Annotated in this window: 22 protein-coding genes; 10 read left to right on the top strand and 12 right to left on the bottom strand. The window is 72.5% G+C overall.

Going from position 1 to position 21,432, the window contains the following annotated elements:
- Positions 1-110: 110 nt before the first annotated feature.
- The 3 genes from ACWED2_RS24870 to ACWED2_RS24860 all read right to left on the bottom strand — a co-directional run bounded on the left by ACWED2_RS24870 (position 111) and on the right by ACWED2_RS24860 (position 2,955).
- Positions 111-770, bottom strand: a complete 660-nt coding sequence (locus ACWED2_RS24870) for a biliverdin-producing heme oxygenase (RefSeq protein WP_449692887.1) — start codon at positions 768-770, stop codon at positions 111-113.
- Positions 771-843: 73 nt separating this feature from the next.
- On the bottom strand, positions 844-1,440 hold the full coding sequence (locus ACWED2_RS24865; protein WP_449692886.1) for a TetR/AcrR family transcriptional regulator: 597 nt from the start codon (positions 1,438-1,440) through the stop codon (positions 844-846).
- Between the two features lie 15 nt (positions 1,441-1,455).
- Positions 1,456-2,955 (bottom strand): glutamate-cysteine ligase family protein, encoded by a 1,500-nt coding sequence (locus ACWED2_RS24860; protein WP_449692885.1) that lies wholly within the window; start codon positions 2,953-2,955, stop codon positions 1,456-1,458.
- A 210-nt stretch (positions 2,956-3,165) separates the two neighbouring features.
- Here ACWED2_RS24860 and ACWED2_RS24855 point away from each other — a divergent pair, with 210 nt between their 5' ends.
- Genes ACWED2_RS24855 through ACWED2_RS24845 form a run of 3 tightly spaced genes read left to right on the top strand, consistent with a single transcriptional unit; the run spans position 3,166 to position 4,983 of the window.
- Positions 3,166-3,972, top strand: a complete 807-nt coding sequence (locus tag ACWED2_RS24855; protein WP_449692884.1) for a TrmH family RNA methyltransferase — start codon at positions 3,166-3,168, stop codon at positions 3,970-3,972.
- 31 nt (positions 3,973-4,003) lie between these two features.
- Positions 4,004-4,615 (top strand): DUF2537 domain-containing protein, encoded by a 612-nt coding sequence (locus tag ACWED2_RS24850; RefSeq protein ID WP_449663164.1) that lies wholly within the window; start codon positions 4,004-4,006, stop codon positions 4,613-4,615.
- A gap of 14 nt (positions 4,616-4,629) precedes the next feature.
- Positions 4,630-4,983: an MmcQ/YjbR family DNA-binding protein gene (locus tag ACWED2_RS24845; RefSeq protein ID WP_449692883.1), complete on the top strand. Its 354-nt coding sequence runs from the start codon at positions 4,630-4,632 to the stop codon at positions 4,981-4,983.
- Here the strand turns inward: ACWED2_RS24845 and sepH are convergent.
- From sepH to ACWED2_RS24830, 3 genes are all read right to left on the bottom strand, one after another.
- Positions 4,980-5,825 carry a septation protein SepH gene (gene sepH, locus ACWED2_RS24840; RefSeq protein WP_449692882.1) on the bottom strand — a complete coding sequence of 282 codons (846 nt, stop codon included), beginning with the start codon at positions 5,823-5,825 and terminating at the stop codon, positions 4,980-4,982. The two genes, ACWED2_RS24845 and sepH, sit on opposite strands and share 4 nt — an antisense overlap.
- Positions 5,826-6,016: 191 nt before the next feature.
- On the bottom strand, positions 6,017-7,168 hold the full coding sequence (locus tag ACWED2_RS24835) for a sensor histidine kinase (protein WP_449692881.1): 1,152 nt from the start codon (positions 7,166-7,168) through the stop codon (positions 6,017-6,019).
- A complete protein-coding gene (locus ACWED2_RS24830) occupies positions 7,165-7,827 on the bottom strand; it encodes a response regulator transcription factor (protein ID WP_449692880.1) in 663 nt (220 codons plus the stop codon). Before ACWED2_RS24830 ends, ACWED2_RS24835 begins: the two co-directional genes overlap by 4 nt.
- A gap of 112 nt (positions 7,828-7,939) precedes the next feature.
- Here ACWED2_RS24830 and ACWED2_RS24825 point away from each other — a divergent pair, with 112 nt between their 5' ends.
- The 6 genes from ACWED2_RS24825 to ACWED2_RS24800 all read left to right on the top strand — a co-directional run bounded on the left by ACWED2_RS24825 (position 7,940) and on the right by ACWED2_RS24800 (position 14,456).
- Positions 7,940-8,479 carry a hypothetical protein gene (locus ACWED2_RS24825; RefSeq protein ID WP_449692879.1) on the top strand — a complete coding sequence of 180 codons (540 nt, stop codon included), beginning with the start codon at positions 7,940-7,942 and terminating at the stop codon, positions 8,477-8,479.
- Positions 8,476-9,570, top strand: a complete 1,095-nt coding sequence (locus ACWED2_RS24820) for a peptidoglycan-binding protein (RefSeq protein WP_449692878.1) — start codon at positions 8,476-8,478, stop codon at positions 9,568-9,570. The genes ACWED2_RS24825 and ACWED2_RS24820 overlap by 4 nt, the downstream gene beginning before the upstream one ends.
- The gene (locus tag ACWED2_RS24815) at positions 9,567-10,253 is read left to right on the top strand and encodes an ABC transporter ATP-binding protein (RefSeq protein ID WP_449692877.1); all 687 of its coding nucleotides are present in this window, start codon (positions 9,567-9,569) and stop codon (positions 10,251-10,253) included. The genes ACWED2_RS24820 and ACWED2_RS24815 overlap by 4 nt, the downstream gene beginning before the upstream one ends.
- On the top strand, positions 10,250-11,464 hold the full coding sequence (locus ACWED2_RS24810; protein ID WP_449692876.1) for an ABC transporter permease: 1,215 nt from the start codon (positions 10,250-10,252) through the stop codon (positions 11,462-11,464). Before ACWED2_RS24815 ends, ACWED2_RS24810 begins: the two co-directional genes overlap by 4 nt.
- A 185-nt stretch (positions 11,465-11,649) precedes the next feature.
- A complete protein-coding gene (locus ACWED2_RS24805; RefSeq protein ID WP_449692875.1) occupies positions 11,650-13,173 on the top strand; it encodes an amidohydrolase family protein in 1,524 nt (507 codons plus the stop codon).
- A gap of 47 nt (positions 13,174-13,220) precedes the next feature.
- Positions 13,221-14,456: a glycosyltransferase 87 family protein gene (locus ACWED2_RS24800; RefSeq protein WP_449692874.1), complete on the top strand. Its 1,236-nt coding sequence runs from the start codon at positions 13,221-13,223 to the stop codon at positions 14,454-14,456.
- Here ACWED2_RS24800 and serC read toward each other — a convergent pair.
- A complete protein-coding gene (gene serC, locus ACWED2_RS24795) occupies positions 14,449-15,573 on the bottom strand; it encodes a phosphoserine transaminase (protein WP_449692873.1) in 1,125 nt (374 codons plus the stop codon). The two genes, ACWED2_RS24800 and serC, sit on opposite strands and share 8 nt — an antisense overlap.
- A gap of 68 nt (positions 15,574-15,641) precedes the next feature.
- On the opposite strand from serC, the gene ACWED2_RS24790 reads away from it, so the two are divergent.
- Positions 15,642-16,346: a hypothetical protein gene (locus tag ACWED2_RS24790; protein WP_449692872.1), complete on the top strand. Its 705-nt coding sequence runs from the start codon at positions 15,642-15,644 to the stop codon at positions 16,344-16,346.
- A gap of 60 nt (positions 16,347-16,406) precedes the next feature.
- Here the strand turns inward: ACWED2_RS24790 and ACWED2_RS24785 are convergent, their stop codons facing one another.
- From ACWED2_RS24785 to ACWED2_RS24765, 5 genes are all read right to left on the bottom strand, one after another.
- Entirely contained in the window at positions 16,407-17,747 is a 1,341-nt protein-coding gene (locus ACWED2_RS24785; RefSeq protein ID WP_449692871.1) for a serine hydrolase domain-containing protein, read from the bottom strand.
- A 175-nt stretch (positions 17,748-17,922) separates the two neighbouring features.
- Positions 17,923-18,543: a response regulator gene (locus ACWED2_RS24780; protein WP_449692870.1), complete on the bottom strand. Its 621-nt coding sequence runs from the start codon at positions 18,541-18,543 to the stop codon at positions 17,923-17,925.
- A complete protein-coding gene (locus tag ACWED2_RS24775) occupies positions 18,540-19,700 on the bottom strand; it encodes a sensor histidine kinase (RefSeq protein WP_449692869.1) in 1,161 nt (386 codons plus the stop codon). The genes ACWED2_RS24780 and ACWED2_RS24775 overlap by 4 nt, the downstream gene beginning before the upstream one ends.
- Entirely contained in the window at positions 19,697-20,506 is an 810-nt protein-coding gene (locus ACWED2_RS24770; protein WP_449692868.1) for an ABC transporter permease, read from the bottom strand. Before ACWED2_RS24770 ends, ACWED2_RS24775 begins: the two co-directional genes overlap by 4 nt.
- Complete coding sequence (locus ACWED2_RS24765; protein WP_449692867.1) at positions 20,503-21,342, bottom strand: ABC transporter ATP-binding protein; 840 nt, start codon at positions 21,340-21,342, stop codon at positions 20,503-20,505. The genes ACWED2_RS24770 and ACWED2_RS24765 overlap by 4 nt, the downstream gene beginning before the upstream one ends.
- Between the last annotated feature and the right edge of the window lie 90 nt (positions 21,343-21,432).

Genomic DNA, 21,432 nt, shown 5'->3' with positions numbered 1-21,432 from the left:
GTGGCTGTCACACACTGGGACAGCGGGTCCGTAGATGGCGTACCCGAGGGTCCGACACCCGAAACCGAGCCTGCTACCTGGACTTAACTGGAGGTCAACGGCCTGTGAGATCAGGCACGGAACTCGTCGAGCCGCAGGGCCAGCTCGTCGAAGACGGCGACGTTGCATTCGAACGCGACCAGTGTCTCGTCGATCACGCGGGCGCGTTCGGCCTCGTCCCAGGGCGCGTTGTCCAGCTTCGCCCGGTAGGCATCCCGGAACCGGGGCGCGCTGCCGATGCCGTCGAAGTGGTAGAAGAGCGCGCCCGCCTCGGCGACGTCGTAGTTCTTCTCGAGCGTCCGCCGGATGACCTGGCCGCCGGCGATGTCGCCGAGGTAGCGCGTGTAGTGGTGGGCGACGTAGCCGCCGGCCCACGTCGACGCTTCGCGGATGCGCGAGACGTACTCGCCGGTGGAGGCCAGCGGCGAGATCGCCGAGCGCCAGTCCGGCCCGACCAGGTGGGCGAGGTCGCGCTCGAGGTTCGGCAGGCGTCGCAGCTCGTCGAAGACGAACTCGCCGCCGACCCGGTCGCAGGCCATCGCGTCGCTCGCCGCCTCGATCGCGCCGTAGATGAAGTAGTACTGGATCGCCAGCTGGGTGTAGCCGTCGCGGGTCAGCTCCCCGCCGAGCAGGGCGCGCATGTACGCCGAGTAGTTCGCCCGGTCGTGGACTTCGAGGGTCGACGCGCGCAAGGTCGCCGAGAACGGGCGGGCGTCCGTGGTCACCGACATGGGCAGGCCTCCCGGCGATCGATCTGACACGCTGTCAGAAAGATCGTAGGGCATGATTCGGACTTAGGCCACCCTAAACTCTGGCACCCACCGCCCGCAGGACGAACCGCACCGCCGCTTCGACGACGTCTTCGAGCCGGCCGGCGGGCCCGTCGACCAGGGTCCGGTTGCCCAGCGCCGCGGTGATCATCGGGATCAGGACGTCCGGGTCCTCGGCCGGCCAGCGGCCCAGGTCGACGCCGCCGGCGAGGATCGCCCGGAGGCGGTCGGTGATCGGGTCGGCGTGCGCGCTGATCCGCCGGTACGCCGCGGGCGCCAGCGCCGAGGCGAGCGCCGTGCCGGGCGGCATGTGGTACTCCGCCAGCACGCGCAGCTGGAGCCGGACGAACGTGGCCAGCTGGTCGACCGGATCGGCCTGGGCCTCGACGGCTTCGGTCAGCCTCGTGACGTACTGGGCCGCTTCGTCCTCGACGAACGCGACGAGCAGGCTCTCCTTGTCCGGGAAGTGGTTGTACAGCGCGGTGCGGCCCACCCCGGCCGCCGACGCGACGCCGGCGAGGGTGATCGCGTCGAAGCCGCGCTCGTAGAGCTGCGTGCGCAGGACCTCGAAGACCCGGGCCCGCACCTCGCGCCGGTGTGCCTCCAGGGACTCACCGAGAATCTTCGGCATCCGCCCAGGCTAGCGTCAATCGGCCACCGGCCACGTGTGCACCGGTTCGCCCGCCTCGGACAGTTCCAGGTAGCGGCCCAACATCAGGCCGAGCGCCGCCTCGCGGTCCAGGCCGCGTTCCTGCGCCCGCAGGACGTAGTCCCGCTGCCAGGTCGCCCCGGTCCGGCGCGCCAGGCAGCGGCGCTCGATGATCCCGAGGTAGCGCTCGCGGGCTTCGTCGGAGACGTCGGAGCGGCGCAGGCCCTCGTGGGCCAGCGGCAGCAGCACGCGCAGCGCCAGCTCGTCCGGCGGGATCCAGCCGATGCCCGGCCAGTACAGCTGCCCGTCGAAGCCGCGCCGCGCGCCCGCGTAAAGGTTTTCCTCGGCGGCCTGGAACGACATCTGGCTCCACACCGGGCGTTCCGCTTCGGCGAGTGCGCGCTGGGCGCCGTAGAAGAAAGCCGCGTTCGCCACCGTGTCGACCACCGTCGGGCCGGCCGGCAGGACGCGGTTCTCCACGCGCAGGTGCGGCAGGCCGTCGACGACGTCGTACACCGGGCGGTTCCAGCGCCAGATCGTGCCGTTGTGCATGCGCAGCTCGGTGAGCTTCGGCGCCTGTCCCGCGTCGAGTGCCTCGATCGGGTCCTCGGCGTCGGTTTCCGGGAGCAGGCCGGGGAAGTAGCGGACGTTCTCCTCGAACAGGTCGAAGATCGACGTGATCCAGCGCTCGCCGAACCACACCCGCGGCCGCACGCCCTGGTTCTTCAGCTCTTCCGGCCGGGTGTCGGTCGCCTGGAGGAACAGCGGGATCCGCGTCTCGTGCCACAGCGCCTTGCCGAGTAGGAACGGGGAATTGGACGCCAGCGCGATCTGCAGCCCGGCCAGGCACTGCGCCGCGTTCCAGTGCGCCGCGAACTCTTCGGGCGCGACCTGCAGGTGCAGCTGCACGCTCGTGCACGCGGCTTCCGGCAGGATCGACTCCGCGTAGCTGCGCAGGCGTTCGGGCTGCTGGCCCGGCAGCGGCGCGCCTTCCATGGCGAGCACCGTGCGCTCGCCGCGCGCGGCGAAGATCTGGTCGTTCAGCGTGGAGTAGCGGGTCTTGTTGGTGAGCCACTTCTGGTCGAAGTGCTCGTGCTTCAACGTCGGCAGGATGCCGATCATCGCCAGCGACGAGCCGGTGTCCCGGGCCTTCGTCGCGGCGGTGTCGAGGTACGCGCGGAGGTCGTCTTCGAGCTGGAGCGCGGAATCACCGGCCAGCGGCCGGGGCGGGACGTTCAGCTCGATGTTGTGCTGGCCCAGCTCGGTGGTGAACGACGGGTCGTCGAGCGCCTCCAGCACCGCGGTGTTCGTCATGGACGGGCGCAGCTCGCGGTCGACCAGGTTCAGCTCGACTTCGAGGCCGATGTTCTTGCGGGGGAAGGAGAAACTGCCGTCGGTGAGCATGCGGGCCAGCGTGTCGAGGCAACGCTGCACCTTGCGGCGGTACCGTCCTCGGTCCAGCGTGTTGAACGGCTGAGCCTCGAGGTCCATCCCCATGACCATCCCTGCTTCGTGTCGGCGTGGACTAGGACGTGTTTCAGGCCCCGGCGGACAACCGTTACACAGGCGATGCACCCGGGCTAGCGGCCAAACTGGTGCCGTCCGTCACGGACGGTTAACCCACAGCAAAATGAGCCCGTTCGTACCACGGCGCGGTCGACGTTCGGACCAGTGAAGCGCCCGGCAAGCGGGTGACAGACTGGGCGGATGGGCGTGATCCACATCGACCACTCCGGCGACCCCCGGGTCGACGATTTCCGCGACCTGTCCACTGCGGACCGTCGGCCCGACCGGCCCGGCGGGCGGGGGCTCGTCATCGCCGAAGGCACCGTCGTGGTGTCCCGGCTGCTGGCGTCCCGCTACCCGGTACGGGCGCTGCTGGGCGTCCGGCGCCGGTTCGCCGAGCTGGCCGAAGACCTGGCCGGGCTCGACGTTCCCCAGTACGTCACCTCCGCCGAAACCATGGCCGAGGTGGTCGGGTTCCACCTCAACCGCGGGATCCTCGCCGTCGCCGACCGGCCCGCGCCGCCGACGGTGGCCGAAGTCGTCGGCGGTACCGGCCCGGTCGCCGTGCTGGAAGGCGTGGGAGACCACGAAAACCTCGGCGCGCTCTTCCGCAACGCCGCCGCGCTCGGCGTCGGCGGCGTGCTGCTCGGCCCCGGCTGTTCCGACCCGCTGTACCGGCGCAGCGTGCGCGTGTCGATGGGGCACGTCCTGCGCGTGCCGTTCGGGCACCTGACGGACTGGCCGGGCGGGCTCGACGACCTGCGGGCGCGCGGGTTCGCCGTCGCGGCGTTCACCCCGCGGCCGGGCTCGATCCCGCTGTCCGAGCTGCGGGCGCACGCTCCCGGGCGGGTCGCGTTGCTCTTCGGCGCCGAAGGCCCCGGGCTGACCGAGACGGCGCTCGCGGCGGCTGATCATGCCGTCCGGATACCCATGCCGGCCGGAGTCGATTCACTGAACATCGCCACGGCCGCCGCCGTTGCCTTCTACGAACTGGCCCGGGGCGGCTAAGGTTTTGGTCTCCGAGGCGGGAAGGGACACCATGGAGCTGCGGATCCGCGGCGAGCGCGCCGTGCTGGCCGGCCCGGGCGGGGAGCACGCGCGCGAGGTGGACCCGCACAAGCTCGCGATCGGCGCCGACCTGGCGCAGGCCCTGCACGAGTGGGCGCGCGTGGCGTCGGCGGTCACCGCCGATCCGGGGGCGGAGGCGGGCGCGGTGGTCTCGCAGCGCGGCCGCCAGCTGGCCGCGCGGCTGGCCTCGGTGATGGGCACGACCGTGCGGTTCGTGGATCCGGTCACCGGCGACGACACGGTCGTCGAGCCACCCCCGCCGTCGACCGAACCCGGCCACCGGTTCGTCCGTGCGGTGCTCGGCCCGCCCGGCCCGCCCGGCGAACCGACGCCGTGGCTGACCGGGCTGACCGTCTCGGCGTTCATCGCGGCCGTGGTCGTGGTGGCCATGCTGGCGCTGGCTTCGACGCTGGCCCGCGAGACCAGCGGCTGGCTCGCGCTGGTGGCCTCGGTGATCGTGACGGCCGGGATCACGCCGTCGCTGTGGCTGATCCGCCGCACCCCGATCCTGCGCTGGGCCGCCTACGGCGCGGCCGGCGGCGTGGTGATCGCGTGGATCGGCGTGCTGGTGATCGCCTTCTGAGGGGGAGCGTGGGGATGGATCAGCTGACGGCGTTGCGGAAGTTGTGCCTGGCCCTGCCGGAGACGACCGAGCGCCTCAGCCACGGCTCGCCCGCCTGGTTCGTGCGCGGCAAGAAGACGCTCGCCATGTTCGCCGACGACCACCACGGCGACGGCCGGCTCGCCTTCTGGTGCCCGGCCCCGCCCGGCGCGCAGGAGGAACTGGTGCGCACCGAGCCGGAGCGGTTCTTCCGCCCGGCGTACGTCGGGCACCGCGGCTGGCTCGGCGTGCGCCTGGACGTCGACGTCGACTGGGCCGAGATCGACCGGATCCTGCGCGAGGCGTACCGGCTGGTGGCGCCGAAGACGCTCGCCGCGCGGCTGGACTAGCCGCGCTGCGAGCGGACCCCGAGCAGCACGTCCTCCCAGGACGGGACGATCGGGTGGTTCTTCTTCGCCTTGGGGCGCGGTTCCGGCACCGCCGTGTCCTCGTCCGGGTCGGTCGGGACGCGCGGGATCTCGCGGGTGTCGTCGTCCGGGTCCGGCTCGGCCGAGGGCAGCTGCGCGCGCTCCGGCTCCACCGAATCCAGCGTCGGCTGGAACTCCGTCTCGCGGGCCGGCGCGAGCGCGCGGACCGTGCGCGGGGCGCGGTAGGCGTTCGGGTCCAGCAGGACTTCGGCGTTCTCGTCCAGCGCCGTCACCGTGCCACCGTGCGCACCTGGCGAGAACGCCCAGTGCGCGCGGTTGTCCGACCGGCCGGCCTTCCAGCGGAGCACCACGACCCAGCGGCCGTCGTCGCCCTTCCAGGAGTCCCAGGTGGCCTGCGAGTAGTCGTGGCCGCGGACGCCGAAGCTGTGCGCGACGACCTCGCCGAGCGTCTGCACGTCGGGGCCGTCCTCGCGGACCGGGTGGGCGCGCTGCGCCAGCTCGGCGGTCCGGGACCGCTCGAGCAGCACGGGGTAGGCGTAGCGCTCGACGCGCTGCGCCGAAACACCGGCGCTCGCGGCGACCTGCTCGACGGACTCGCCGGCGCGAATGCGCTGCTGGATCTCGCGTGGCCGCATCTGGCTCTCCAACTCGATTTCGATCTGGCCGAGGCGGGTGATGTCACCCCGCGCCGCCGCGCGCAGTCGCTCATCAGCCGGGAGCAGGAAACGAGTACGGCTCGCCGGGTCTTCGAGCACGATGGACTTCCCGTCCTCGTGCAGTCCGACCACTCGCAGCGCCCGCATTGTTCTCGCCTCCCCGATCTTCTTCACCGTTGTGGGTGCCCACGTTAGAACGGCGCGTCGGCTTGACGTGCGAGGCGCGCCGAGTCCGCACCGAACTGCCCACTGTTCATTTCGCGTCCTCGCATCGTTACTCAGCCAGGTCAGCGGCGCGGGGGTGACACGCCGGACACGCAAAGTCACGATCGAGTGGATCAAGCGGGCGGCAGCCGGACCGTCACGGTCAGCCCTCCGCGCCGCCCGGGCTGGGCCTCGGCGCGGCCGCCGTGGGCCTGGGCCACCGACCGGACGATCGACAGCCCGAGCCCCGCGTTGCGCGTGTCGCCGGTCCGCTCCGCGCCGCCCAGCCTCCGGAACGGCTCGAACAGCGTCGGTACCGCCTCGGGCGGCACCACCGGCCCCGAGTTCCGCACCTCCAGCGCCGGGTCCCCGCGCACCTCCACGTACACCCAGCCACCGGAGGCGTTGTACGTGATCGCGTTGACCACCAGATTCGTCACCAGCCGTTCGAGCAGCACCGGGTCACCCGCGACCGTCCGCGGCCGCAGCCGCGTCTCCACCGTCACCCCGGCCGCCGAAGCCTGCGCCGCCGTGGCCCGGACCACCGCCGCCGCGACCTCGTCGAGGCGCACCGGCGTGCGCGCGTGCAGCCCGCGGTCGCTGCGGGCCAGCACCAGCAGGCCCTCGATCATCCGCTCGCTGCGCTCGTTCGTGTGGAGCAGGTGCGTGCCGAGCTTCTTGAGCTCCGCCGGGACGTCGGGGTCGGCCATCGCCACCTCGATCAGCGTCCGCTGCACCGCCAAGGGCGTGCGGAGCTCGTGGGACGCGTTCGCGACGAACCGCTTCTGGCTGTCGAACGACTCCGCGAGCCGGTCGAGCATGCCGTCGAAGGTGTCGGCGAGCTCCTTCAGCTCGTCCGGCGGCCCTTCGAGGTTGATCCGCCGGTCGAGCTTGCCCGCCTCGAGCCGACGCGCGGCCGAGGTGATGTCGTGCAGCGGCCGCAGCGCGCGGCCCGCCATCAGCCAGCCGAACAGCACCGCCAGCCCCGCCGTGACCGTCAGCGCGATCGCCGAGCCGACCAACAGCGTCGACAGCGTCGAGGAGCGGTAGGTGTCGAGCGAGCCGCTGAGCAGCTGGATCGCGACGCCCGGGCCCGGGAGGGCCGCCTGGGCCGAGACGCCGTAGGTCACGTCGGCGGTGTCGATCGTCCGGTTGGCGACCCGGGCCGGGTCCGGCAGCGTGCTCTGCACCAGCAGGTAGTTGATGACGACCAGGACCACCCCGGCGAGCAGGAACAGCCCGCCGTACCAGGCCGTGAGCTTCGTCCGGACCGAAAAGCCGTTCACGGGGTGCCGAACCGGTAGCCGGCGCCTGGCACGGTCTCGATCACCGGTGGGTCGCCCAGCTTGCGGCGCAACGTCATCACCGCGACGCGCACCGCGTTGGTGAACGGGTCCGCGTGCTCGTCCCACGCCTTTTCCAGCAGGTCTTCGGCGCTGACCACGGTGCCCTCCGCCCGCATGAGCACCTCCAGCACGGCGAACTCCTTCGGCGAGAGCAGCAGGAACCGGCCGTCGCGGGCGGCCTGGTGCCGGGGCAGGTCGAGCACGACGCCGTCGCGTTCCAGCACCGGCGGCAACGCCGGCCGCGCGCGCCGCGACAGCGCCTGGACCCGGGCGACCAGCTCGGCGAACGCGAACGGTTTCGTCAGGTAGTCGTCGGCGCCGAGGCCGAGGCCGGCCACGCGGTCGGTGACGTCGGCGGCCGCGGTCAGCATCAGCACCCGCGCCTCGCCGCCCGCCTTCACCACCGCGGCGCAGACGTCGTCGCCGTGCACCTTCGGCAGGTCGCGGTCGAGCACCACGACGTCGTAGCCGTGCACGCCGACGCGTTCCATGGCCTGCTCGCCGTCGTAGCAGACGTCGACGGCCATCGAGAACCGCCGCAGCCCCTCCGCGACCGAGTCGGCCAGCAACCGCTCGTCCTCCACCACCAGCACCCGCACCGGCACAGTCTGCGCCGGAAGGCCATAAGGACGGCATAAGCGACGTCGCTTAGCGCGCCCGAATCCCCCGATCCGTAGACCTGGCACCCATCCGGACGAAAGGAATCGAGCCATGCGGATACGGACAGCCGTCGCGGCGATCGGGGCGGCCCTGCTGCTCGCGGGCTGCGGCGCGAAGGCCGATGACGGGTCGAAGGTGGCTTCGATCTCGACCCCGTCGAAGACGGGCGGCCCCACCGCGGCCGACAACAGCGGCAAGAGCGACGAGGACAAGATACGGGAATTCACCAAGTGCATGCGCGAGCACGGCGTCGACATGCCCGATCCCAAGCCCGCCGGCGACGGCAACGGGGTGGCGATCGGGATCCAGGGTGAGGGTGCCGACAAGGACAAGATCGACGCCGCGCAGAACGCGTGCAAGCACCTGATGCCCAACGGCGGCGAGATGAAGCCGCCGAGCGCCGAGGAACTGGACAAGATGCGCAAGGACGCCAAGTGCATGCGGGACCACGGCATCGACATGCCGGACCCCGACCCGGCGGGCAAGGGCGCCACGCGGATCGGCGGGATGGGCGACGACCCGAAGAAGTTCGAAGAGGCCGCCAAGGCGTGCGGGCTCGGCATGAGCGTCAGCTCCAGGGCGGAAAAGTGAACGACGTGACGCACCTCAAGCCGCGCCGCCGGGGCCGGACGCGCTGGTTCATCGCCGGTGCCGTCCTGGTCGTCGTGCTGGGCACCAGCTCCGTCGTGATCCTGACGCGGGTGTCGAGCGCGACGCCGGTCAAGGAGGCGGCACCGCCCGCCGTCGAGACCGCGGAGGTGGCCAAGACCGACCTGAGCGAAGAAGAAGAGGCCGACGGCACCCTCGGCTACGGCGACGAGTCGGTCGTCACGGGCCGCAAGCCCGGCACAGTCACATCGCTGCCCGACGCCGGCGCCACCCTGACCCGCTGCAAGCCGGTGTACGGAGTGGACGCGAAGCCGGTGCCGCTCTTCTACGGCCCCTTGCCGTTCTACCGCGACCTCGCCGAGGGCGCGGCCGACGGCGCCGACGTCAAGCAGCTGGAGGAGAACCTCAAGGCGTGCGGCTTCGGCGGGTTCGGCACGCCGGACAAGAAGTTCACCGCGGCGACGGCGGCCGCGCTGAAGAAGTGGCAGAAGTCCCTCGGCCTGGAGCAGACCGGCGCGTTCGGCCAGGGCGACGTCGTCCTGGCACCGGGGGAAGTGCGCGTGTCGGCGCTGGCGGCCAAGCCCGGCGCGCCCGCACAGGGCGAGATCCTCAAGACGACCGGCACCGTCCGGTTGGTGCAGGTGAAGCTCGCCGCGGCCAAGCAGGGGCTCGCCCAGCAGGGCGCGAAGGCGTCCGTGACGGTCAACGGGAAGACGACGCAGGGCACGATCACCGACGTCGGGCGGACCGCCGTCGAGGGCAAGAACCAGGCGGGCGAGGACGACGGCAAGCCCAAGATCACCGTGGTCGTCCGGCTCGACGACCCGGCCGTCGCCGGCACGCTCGATTCGTCGCCGGCGACCGTCCGGTTCACCAAGGACGTCCACCAGGGCGTGCTGGCGGTCCCGGTCGGCGCGCTGCTCGCGCTCGCCGAAGGTGGTTACGCGGTCGAGGTCGACGAGAACGGGCAGCGACGGCTGATCGCGGTTCAGACCGGTCTGTTCAGCGGCGGGAAGGTCGAGGTTTCCGGGACCGGCCTGGCCGCGGGCATGCGGGTGGTGACGACGTCGTGACGCCCGTGCTGCGCGTGCACGAGGTCACGCGCACCTACCCCGGCGGGGTCGCCGCCCTCGACGGCGTCTCGCTCTCGCTGGAAGACGGCGAGATGGTGGCGATCGTCGGGCCGTCCGGCTCCGGCAAGTCCACCCTGCTGCACCTGATGGGCACCCTCGACCGGCCGTCGTCCGGGCGGGTGGAGCTGCGCGGCCACGACGTCGCCGCGCTGCCCGACCGCAAGGTCTCGGCGCTGCGTTCGCGCTGGATCGGGTTCGTGTTCCAGCAGTTCTTCCTCGACGAAGGGATGAGTGCGGTGGACAACGTGTGCACCGGCCTGCTCTACGCCGGGGTGCCGCGGCGACGGCGGCGCGCGCGGGCACTGGCGGCGCTCGACCGCGTCAAGCTCGGGCACCGGGCGTGGCACCGCCCCGGCGAGCTCTCCGGCGGCGAACGCCAGCGCGTCGCGATCGCCAGGGCCGTGGTCAACGACCCGGCGATCCTGCTGGCCGACGAGCCGACCGGCAACCTCGACACCGGCACCGGGGCTTCGGTGCTCTCGCTGCTCGGCGAGCTGTCGGCGGACGGCACCACGATCGTCGTGATCACCCACGACCGCGAGATCGCCGGGGGCATGCCGCGCCGGATCGAGCTGCTCGACGGGCGCCTGCGGCTGGACACCGGCCTGGTGGGTGCGCGATGACCGCGCCACCGGAAATCAAGCTGCCGGAACCGGCCCGGCTCAAGCCGCCGGACGTCGTCGCGCTCGGTGCCCACGGCATGCGGACGCGGCCGGTGCGGGCGGTGCTGTCCGCGCTGGGCATCGCGATCGGGGTCGCCGCGATGGTGGCGGTGCTGGCGATCCCGGCGTCCGGCGCGCAGGCCCTGCACGACCGGCTGGCCGCGCTCGGCCCCAACCTGCTCACCGCGGGGCCGGGCCAGACGCTGTTCGGGGACAACGCGACGCTGCCGGACGACGCGGTCGCGATGGCCCGGCGGATCGGGCCGGTGCAGGCGGCCGCGGGCACGGGGACGACGTCGGCGAGCGTCCGCCGCAGCGACAGGATCGCCGCGGACGACACGTCCGGGCTGGCGGTGTACGCGGCGCGGCCGGACCTGCTCGGCGTGCTGGCCGGCAAGGTGCGGGCGGGGGCGTTCTTGGCCGCGGGCAACCAGGACTACCCGGTGACGGTGCTCGGGTCCCAGGCCGCGGCCCGGCTGGGCATCGACCACATCGACCCGGCCCGGCCGCCGCAGGTGCTGATCGGCACGCAGTGGTTCACCGTGGTGGGCATCCTCGCGCCGATGCCGCTGGCGCCGGAGATCGAGCGGTCGGCGCTGGTCGGCTGGGACGTCGCGAAGAGGCTGCTCGGGTTCGACGGCCATCCGTCCACTGTGTACGTCCGCGCCGTGGAATCCGCGGTGGACGCGGTGCGCTCGGTGCTGGCGGCGACGCTGAGCCCCCAGGCCCCCAACGAGGTCCAGGTCCGGCGCCCGTCGGACGCGCTGGCGGCGCAGAAGCTGACGGACACGACGTACAGCGCGCTGTTCCTCGGGCTCGGCGGGGTGGCCCTGCTGGTCGGCGGGGTCGGGGTGGCGAACACGATGGTGATTTCGGTGCTCGAGCGGCGGCGCGAGATCGGCCTGCGCCGGGCGCTGGGGGCGACGAAGCGGCAGATCCGCGGCCAGTTCCTGGCGGAGTCGGTGCTCCTGTCCGGGCTCGGCGGGCTCGCGGGGGTGCTGGCCGGGGTCCTGGTGACGGCGGGGTACGCGCTGAGCCAGGGGTGGCCCGCGGTGTTGCCGGGCGGGGCGCTGGCGGGCGGGGTCGGGATCGCCGCGCTGGTGGGTGCGGTGGCGGGGGCGTACCCCGCGGTGCGGGCGGCGCGGCTCGCACCGACGCAGGCGCTGGCCTGACCCGCGCTTTCCCGGGAAAGTGCGGGTCACTTTCCCGGGAAAGCGGTGGGGCCGAGGGTGCACGAAGTCCCGCCTCCCGGTTACTCCTTCTCCGCTATCCGGCACGTTGGAAGGTCTCCCACCGCGCCCGCCGGGTGTTGGATGGGGTGGAGGGAGCCGAGCGAAGGCGAAGGGCGGGGTGGGGAGTGCGAGTCGAGGCGAACCGGCGAGATTTCCTGCGGTGGCTGGCGACAGCGGGTGCGGGGCTCGCCGCCGCCGGGGTGGCTCCCGCCGTCTTCGCGCAGGAGGCCGCCGCCGCCGGGAGCGCTGTCGTGGTCGTGCGCGGGGTCACCGTGGTCGACGGCACCGACGGTCCCGCCCGGCCGGACTCCGCCGTCGTGCTGGTCGGGGACCGGATCGCCTGGGTCGGGCCGTCCGCCGAGGTGCCGCGGTGCGGGAGCGCCCGGGTCGTCGACGGCCGCGGCCGCTACCTCGCGCCCGGCCTCTGGGACCTGCACACCCACGGCATCGACTACGAGCACGTGTGGCCGCCGCTGTTCCTGGCCAACGGCGTCACCGGCATCCGGGAAATGCAGGGCTACGACGAAAACCGCGTCACCCGCGACAAGATCGCCCGCGGCGAGCTGCTCGGCCCGCGGGTCGTGCTGGCCAGCTCGATCCTCGACGGCCCGGTGTCCCTGCTCGGCCCGCCGGCCGTGCGGGTCGCGAACGCCGAGGAGGGGCGCGCCGCCGTCCGGACCGCCGTCGCCCAGCGCTCGGACTTCGTCAAGGTGTACTTCTACCTGCCGAAGGACGTCTTCGCCGCGATCGCCGACGAATGCCACCGCCATGGCCTGCCCTTCGCCGGGCACTGGCCTTACCGGGTCCGCCTGCTCGACGCCGCCCGGGCCGGGCAGCGCAGCTTCGAGCACCTCTTCGGGCTGCCGATCGCCACCTCGAGCCGCCGGGACGAGTTCCTCGCCCGCCTCGAGGCGACGCCGTTCGACCCGAAGGCCCCGCGTGCCTTCTTCAACCTGGCCCGCGAACTCGACCGGCAGGCCGCGCAGGCCTACGACCCCGCCGCGGCGGCCCGTCACTTCGCGGGTCTCGAGGCCCACGGGAGCCGGCTCAGCCCGACCTTCGCGGTCAACCGGGTCATTTCCCGGCCTGTCGAGGCGTCCGCGCACGATCCGCGGAACAGGTACATCCCGCAGGATGTCCTCGACTACTGGGCCGACCGGCTGCCGCTGTTCGCGCCGGTCACCCCCGACCAGATCGCCCAGCAGGAGGCCTACTTCCACGCGCAGCTGCGGCTGGTCGGCGAGGCGCACCGCGCCGGGGTCGGGATCCTCGGCGGGACCGACTGCGAAAACCCGTACGTCTACCCGGGGTTCAGCCTGCACGACGAGCTCGACTTCCTCGTGCAGGCCGGCCTCGGCCCGCGGCGGGCACTGCAGGCGGTGACCCGCGACGCGGCCGCGTTCCTCGGCCGGGCGGACACGTCCGGGACGGTCACCCCCGGCAAGGTCGCCGACCTGGTGCTGCTCGACGCCGACCCGCTCGCCGACATCCGCGCGGTCCGGCGGATCGACACCGTCGTCACCGCCGGCCGCGTCCTCGACCGGGCCGACCTCGACAAGCTGCTCGCCGACGCCGAAGCCGCGGCGAACCGGCCGGCCACCGGGGCGAACGCCAGGTCAGTGCGCTTGCCGGTGCACGGCTGCTGCTGAGCGCCCGGTAATCTCGGCCGGTCGAAGACCTGGTTCGAGGGGGACGCGTGGCGCTGGCTGCTTGGTCGGGGCGGAAGCTGGCGTGGTCGCTCGCGGCGCTCGAAATCGCCGCCGTCGTCCTGGTGCTCGTGCTCAAGCGGTTCGACGGCCTCGACCTCGAGGTCTACCTGGGCGGCGCGAAGGCGCTGGCCGAGCAGGGCTCGCCGTACGACGCCTGGGTGCAGACCAGCCACCAGATCCTGCTGCCGTTCACGTACACGCCGTTCGCCGCGGCGGTGTTCCTGCCCGGCACGCTGCTGCCGTTCGCGGTGACCATGAAGCTGGTCAGCATCGCCTCGATCGTCGCGACCGGCGTGGTCGCGTACCTCTACGTCGCGACGCTCAACGGCTCGCTGACCGACCCGGCCAAGGTCAACGGCCGGGTGGTGGCCGCGCTGGTCGCCATCGGTGCCCAGCTCGCGGGCGCGCTGCTCGAGCCGGTGCGTTCGACGCTGGGCTTCGGGCAGATCAACGCGCTGCTCATGGTGCTGGTGGCGCTCGACGTCCTGCTGCCCGGCGAGCGGAAGCGGACGAAGGGCCTGCTGATCGGCGTGGCCGCGGCGATCAAGCTGACGCCGGCCGTCTTCGTCGTCTACTTCCTGTGCCGCCGCGACTTCCGCTCGGCCGCGCGGGTGGTCGGCGGGTTCGTCGTGGCCGGCGCGCTGCTGTGGCTGATCCGGCCGTCGGCGTCCTTCACGTACTGGACGAAGCTCGTCTTCGACGCGGGCCGCATCGGCGGCGTCGACTACGTCGGCAACCAGTCGCTGCACGGCCTGACCGTGCGCGCCGGCCTGCCGGAGTTCGTCTGGGTGCTGGCCGCACTGGCCGTGATGGCCGTGGTCGCGGTGATCGTCGTGCGGGCCGCCGAGCCGGTGCTCGGGCTCACCGCGTGCGCGCTCGGCGGGCTGCTGGTTTCGCCGATCTCGTGGACCCACCACTGGACGTGGTGCGTGCCGGTCCTCGTCCTCGCCGGGTGGTACGCGTGGCGCTTCGACCGGGCGGTCCGGTGGGTGGCGGCCGGGGTCGTCGTCGCGGGGCTGACGCTGTTCATCGCCGGCCCGATGTGGTTCGCCCCGCGGCCGGCGCCGTCGCCCGCCTGGTGGCTCGCCACCGAGTCCTACGAGCTGTTCGGCCTGCTCCTGCTGGCCCTCGCCGCGCTCGGCGCCCGCCGCCTCGGCACGAAGAAGGGGACCCCGGCCGCGGAAGCGGCGGAGGTCCCCTCCAAGGAGCCTCAGGTCAGCTGAGCCGCTCGACCACGTACTCGATGGCCTGCGTCAGCTTGGTGACGTCGTCCGGGTCGATCGCCGGGAACAGGCCGACGCGCAGCTGGTTGCGGCCCAGCTTGCGGTACGGCTCGGTGTCGACGATCCCGTGGGCGCGCAGCACCTTCGCCACCGCGGCGGCGTCGACGTCGTCGCTGAAGTCCACCGTGCCGACGACCTGCGAGCGCAGCTCCGGGTCCTTCACGAACGGCGTCGTGTAGCTCGTCTTCTCGGCCCACTCGTACAGCCGCGACGACGAGTCCTTCGTGCGCGAGGTCGTCCAGGCGAGACCGCCCTGGCCGTTCATCCACTCGATCTGCTCGGCGAGCAGGAACAGCGTGGCCACGGCCGGGGTGTTGTACGTCTGGTCCTTGCGGGAGTTGTCGAGCGCGGTGGTCAGCGACAGGAACTCGGGGATCCAGCGGTCACCGCCGCCGATCTCGCCGATCCGCTCGACCGCGGCCGGGGAGGCCAGCGCGATCCAGAGCCCGCCGTCGGCGGCGAACGACTTCTGCGGCGCGAAGTAGTAGACGTCGAAGTCCTCGGCGTTGACCGGGAGGCCGCCGGCGCCGGAGGTGGCGTCGATCGCCACCAGCGCGCCTTCGCTGCCCTCGGGGCGGCGGACCGGCACGGCCACACCGGTGGACGTCTCGTTGTGCGCCCAGCCGACCAGGTCGGCGCCGGCTTCGTAGGCGATGTCCGGCGCGCTGCCCGGCTCGGCCTTGACGACGATCGGGTCGGCCAGGAACGGCGCGCCCTTGGTCACGGTGGCGAACTTCGAGGAGAACTCGCCGTAGGTGAAGTGCTGCGCGCGCTCGCGGACCAGCCCGAAGGCGGCCGCGTCCCAGAACGCCGTGGTGCCGCCGTTGCCGAGGATCACCTCGTAGCCCTCGGGCAGGGAGAACAGCTCGGACAGGCCGGCCCGGACGCGCCCGACGAGGGACTTGACCGGCTTCTGCCGGTGCGACGTGCCGAGGTAGGTGGAGCCGGACTCCGCCAGGGCACTCAGCTGCTCGGCGCGGACCTTCGACGGGCCGCAGCCGAAGCGGCCGTCGGCCGGCTTGAGGTCGGCGGGGATGGTCAACTCAGCGTCGGTCATGTGGCCAGTCTCTCAGGTCGGGACAAGGCAGCTAACGGAGGTGGCCAGGAGTCCGACATGTGGAATCGATGACGCCTCGTTGGTACTTTTTCGCGTGGTTCGCCGTGGTGGCCGCGGTGCACCTCGCCGTCGAGGGCTGGACGGACACGACGGCGATCGGGCTGCCGGTCGGCTTCGCGGCGACGCTGGTGCTGGTCTTCGTCCCGCGGCTGCCGTGGTGGGCGACCGGCGAGGCCCGTACCGGTTCGACAGCCCGTCGGCCGAAGCGGTCGTCGGTGCGGCGGGCGGCCCTGCGGCGCAAGTTCGCGTTCGCCACCGCGGCACTGTGGGCGGCCGGTGTCTTCCTGCTCGCGGCCGAGGCCGCGGCCATCGTCGTGACCGGCGGCCGGCTGCCCTGGGTCCTGCCGCTGCCGAGCCTGATCGCGGTGCTGGCGCTCGCCTTGTGGCGGTTCGAGATGGCCGGCCCGGCGCGGTGCCTGGCGAGCGGGACCTGGACGCCGGTCGCGGCCGCGGCGTTCGACGTGCGGCCGGGCGAGCCGGTCAACGGCTGGGCGGTGCTGCCCGGGGACCTGCGGGCCAAGTTCCACCTGCCCGCGGTGCCGGCCGACGTCGCCGCCGAGCTGCGCGACCGGCGCCGGCTGTGGCTGGCCGGGTGGCCGTCGGACGAGCTGGTCGTCGGCCTTCCGGACGGTGACAGCTACGCCGTCGGGCTCATCGGGGTCCACCGCGGTGGGGGTAAAAACACGGTTACCGAGCCGTCGGCCCGCCGGTAGCGTCCCCTGAACCGCGGGTCCCGCTCGCCCCCTGGGGGTGTGAGCGGGGCCCGTCTTGCTTCAGCGCCAGTCTTCGACGCCGCCGGGCACCGGCGCGGCCGGGTCGTACGGCGTGCGGGTGAAGACGAACGTCGCCAGGTCGAGGTGGGTGGCGACGCCGTCGGCGTTCCGGCCCACTTCGAGCGTCTCGCCGGCGTAGTAGCCGTCGAGGCCGATGTAGGTGTCCTTGTCGGTGGCGCGGAAGCGCGAGCCGCGCCCGGCGCCCTCGACCGGCGCGAGCAGCAGCAGCCCGTCGCCCTGAATGCGCAGGTGGTACGGCGTCGGGCCCCAGTGCCAGAGCCCGGTCAGCGCGAGCAGCCCGGGGTCGACCGGCGACGGCAGCCACTCGGCGGGCAGCCGCGGCTCGAGTTCGTCGGTCATGGTGATCAGGTCGAGGCAGAGCTGCGTGATGCCGACGCCGGACGTCGAGTTGGCGAGCACCAGCGCGCCGGTCTGCGCGGCCGGGTCGACCAGCGTCACGGCGAGGAACCCGGGCATCGAGCCGGTGTGGCCGGCGAACCGGCGGCCCTGGTAGCGCACGAGCATCAGGCCGAGCCCGAACCCGGTCGTCCAGACGTCGGTGTCGTCGACGGTGACCATGGTCCGCATCTCGGCGACGGTTTCCGGCGCGAGCACGTCACCGGTCTCGCCGCCGAGGAACGCCGTCCAGCGCGCGAGGTCCCGCGCGGTCGACCACAGCTGCCCGGCGGGGGCCATCGCGCCGGCGTCCGGGCTCGGCTCGGGCAGCAGGACGTCGGCGAACGGGTGCACCGCGAAGCCGTCGGCGTGCGCGCCGACCGGGTGCGGGGTCGTGCGGGTCATCCCGAGCGGGCCGAGGACCTCCTCGTCGAGCACGGAGAGCCAGCCCTTGCCGCGGTGGCGGGCGAGGAGTTCGCCGAGGACGCCGTAGCCGACGTTCGAGTAGTGGAACCGCGCGCCCGGCCGGTGCTTGGTCGCGCCCTCGGCGAGGCTGCCGACCAGCGCGTCCCAGTCGGCGCCCGGGGTCCGCTCCCACCACAGGCCGGGCGATTCGGAGGTCAGGCCGGAGGTGTGGGACAGCAGCTGGGCGACGGTGGCGGCGCCGAACGGCGTGCCGGGGACGTGCTTTTCGAGCGGGTCGTTGAGGTCGAGCAGGCCTTCGTCGCGCAGCCGCAGGACGGCGGTGGCGACGAGGGTCTTGGTGATCGAGCCCAGCCGGTACTGGGTGTCGGTGGTCGGGGCTCCGCCGCCGACCCGCCCCCGGGCACCGGACCAGACGATCCCGCCGTCCCGCACCACGGCGGCGACCAGCGACGGAGCCCGGCAGGCGGCCTGCTCGGTGGCGATCCGGCGGAGCAGGGCGAGTTCGGTCGAGGCAAGCATGGGGGCATTCTGCCGCGCGCGGCCTCGCCAAGCAGGTCCTGGCCCGTCCAGCGCGTGCGGAAAGAGGCATCACCCGTGTCTGCAGGGGCATCACTCGTGACTGGCCGGGCATCATGCGTGACTGGCGGGGCATCACCGCGATGCCCGTGGAATCACACGTGATGCCCCTCGGGTCTCAGCCGAGGAGATTCCTCGCCATCGCTGTCGTCACCGCGGCGGTGCGGTCGGAGACGCCGAGCTTGCCGAACACCCTCAGCAGGTGGGTCTTCACCGTGGCCTCGCTGATGTGGAGCGCGCGGCCGATGTCCGCGTTCGTGCCGCCCTTCGCGACCAGCCGGAGGACCTCCACCTCGCGGGCCGACAACGGCTGGGGCTCCGGGTTGCGGACGCGGTTGACCAGCTTGCCCGCCACCGAGGGCGCCAGCACCGTCTCCCCGCGGGCCGCCGCGCGGATCGCGTTCGCCAGCTCCGCGCGCGAGGCGTCCTTCAGCAGGTAGCCCGACGCGCCGGCCTCCACCGCGCGGAGGATGTCCGCGTCCGTCTCGTACGTCGTGAGCACGACGATCCGGCGGCCGGGCTGCTCGCGCAGGATGCGCCGGGTCGCGCCGACGCCGTCGAGGCCGGGCATGCGCAGGTCCATCAGCACGACGTCGGGGACGGCGACCCGGTCGAGCGCCACGGCTTCGTCCCCGGAACCCGCTTCCCCGACGACCGTCAGGTCCGGTTCCGCCTCGAGCATGCCGCGGAGGCCTTCGCGGACGACGGGGTGGTCGTCGACGAGCATGACGCGGATCAAGCCGGCACCTCCAGGGTGAGTTCGGTGCCGCTGGGGCCACTCCGGACGCTCAGTGTGCCACCGACCTGCTCGGCCCGGGACCGCATGCCCCGCAACCCGAAACCCGTGGCGTGGTCGGGATCGAAGCCGGCGCCGTCGTCGCGCACCGACAGCCGCACCGAACCGTCCAGAGTGGACAAGCGCACCGACACCGCCGACGCGCACGCGTGCCGACGGACGTTGTTCAACGCCTCTTGCGCGCCCCGCAGCAGGACGACTTCACGGGCCATGCCGAGCGGCGGTAGCGGACCGTCCACTTCGTACCGGACCACGACTTCGGACGAATCGGCGAGCCGGTCGGCCTGGCGGCGGACGGCGTCCACCAGCGAACCGGCCGCGAGGTCCGCCGGGGCCAGCGCGGCGACCATCGCGCGGGCCTCCGTCAGGTTGTCGCGCGCGGTCCGGGCGGCCAGCTCCGCGTGCCGCCGCGCCGCCGCCGGGTCCGTGTCCAATTCGGACTCGATGGCCTGGGCGAGGGTGACGATGCTGGTGAACCCCTGCGCGAGCGTGTCGTGGATCTCGCGGGCGAGCCGTTCGCGCTCGGCCGCGGTGCCCGCTTCCCGGGAGAGCCGGGCGACTTCCGCCTGGCTCTCCTCGAGTTTCGCGATGAGGTCCGCGCGCCCCCGGCTCTCGTCGATGACGTGCCCGATGAACTTGCCGCACAGCACGCCGAAGACGACCAGGATCGCCGTCATCGGCAGCATGATGTGCAGCGTCGGGCCGGTGAAGCCGTCGTTGACGATGGCCGCCGCGGGGTTGAGCAGGATCGCGATCGTGGTGAGGACCGCCGCCGGCCGGAATTCGAGCGTCGAGAACAGCAGCGGGCACGCCATGAAGAGGATGAAGCCGGACGTGCCTTCGGCGAACATGGCGATCCAGACGAGCACCAGCACGACGAAGGCGAACACCCACCGCTGCCGGATTGACGAGTCGTCGTCCCGGACGAGCCGCCTGCCCCACAGCAGGTAGCTCAGCGCGAGCGCGGTCAGCGCACCGGCGGCGACGGCGGTGTGGACCGGCTCGGCGCCGTCGAGGAGCACCAGCGTGGTCGTGGCCAGGTAGGCCACCGCGAAGAGGATCTCCCAGAGCCAGTTGAACCGGTCCCAGGCGTCTTTCACTTCGCGTCGGTCCACCGGAAGGTCAGCCGCGCCAGCACCGCTCCCGCCACGCACCAGATCGCCAGCACCAGCGCCACCCGCGGCAGTTCCCATGTCCCGGCCATCTCCATCCTCACGGCGTCGTCCGGCAGGAAGACCGACCGGAAACCCTGGCAGATCCACTTCAGCGGGAAGAACGACGCGATGTCCACCATAACTTTCGGCAGGTTCGTGATCGGCGAGACGAACACGCCGGAGATGAACTGCAGCACCAGGTAGAGCATCTGCACGATGGCGACCGCGCCGTTGGTGGACTTCGCGAGCGAGCTGACCGCGATCCCGAGCAGCGTGCAGGAGACGATCCCGAGCGCGAACACCCACAGCAGCGTCAGCCACTTCGCCGGGTCGGACGGCAGCCGCAGCCCGAACAGCAGCACGGCGACCCCGGCCATCAGCACCGTCTGGGCCAGGCTGGACACCGCGACCAGCGCCATCTTGCCGATGAAGTACGACGCCGGCGACATCGGTGTGCCGCGCAGGCGCTTGAGGGCGCCGGTTTCCCGGTCGGCCGAGACACCGGTGGCGATGCTGTTGAACGACGTCGAAACGATGCCGGAGCCGATCATCCCGGCCGCCAGCAGCTGGCCGGACGTGACGCCGCCGAGCGCGGTCGGACCGTCCAGGATCGACCCGAGCAGGATCATCAGCACCGCGGGGAGGGAGAAGGTGAAGACCACCTGTTCCTTGTTGCGGAAGAACTGCTGCAGCTCGGTGCCGCCGCGGGCGAGTCCCAGCGTGAGCGGGCCGGGGAGCGTGAGCGTGCTCATGCCTTGTCTCCGATCAGGTCCAGGTAGATGTCCTCCAGGCTCGGCCGGGTCACGGTCAGCCCGGCGAGCTCTCGACCGCCGGCCGAGAGCTCGGTGACGAGCTTGGTCGGGTAGGCCGTCCGCTCGACGTGCTCGCCGCGTTCGTCGACCCAGCGCACGGTGGCCTCGGCCGCCGCCCGGCCGCCCAGGTTCTGCGGCGTGTCCTGGGCGACGATCTCGCCGCGGGCGATCACCGCGACCCGGCCGGCGAGCGCTTCGGCCTCGTCGAGGTAGTGCGTGGTGAGCAGGATGGTGGTGCCTTCGGCGGCGAGGTCGCTGATCAGCGTCCAGAACTGCCGCCGCGCTTCGGGGTCGAAGCCGGTGGTCGGCTCGTCGAGGAAGAGCAGTTCGGGCCGCCCGATGATGCCGAGCGCGACGTCGACGCGGCGCCGCTGCCCGCCGGAGAGCGCCTTGATCCGCGTCCCGGCCTTCTCGGTGAGCCCGACCTTCTCGATCACCTCGCCGGGGTCGCGTGGGTCGGGGTAGTACTTCGCGAAGTGCCGGACGGTCTCGGCGACGGTCAGCTCGGCGGCGTCCGTCGCCGTCTGGAGGACGATGCCGAGCCGGGCCCGCCAGGCGCGGCCGGCCTTGCCGGGGTCTTCGCCGAGCACGGAGACTTCGCCGTCCGTCCGCCGCCGGTGCCCCTCGAGGATCTCGACGGTCGTGGTCTTCCCGGCGCCGTTCGGGCCGAGGAGGGCGAAGACCTCGCCCTGGGCGATCTCCAGGTCGAGCCCGGCCACCGCGAGGTGACCGGGGTACTGCTTGCGCAGGCCGCGCACGCTCACTGCTGTGGTCATGGCTCAAGCGTGGCCGCGCGGGCCGCCGGATCCGACCAACTGGCGGCTGAATCCGGCTGTCCATCGATCGGTGGACACCGGGGCTTGGTT

The organism is Amycolatopsis sp. NPDC005003 (genome assembly GCF_053600695.1).
This window is presented reverse-complemented; position numbering and strand designations above follow the sequence as displayed.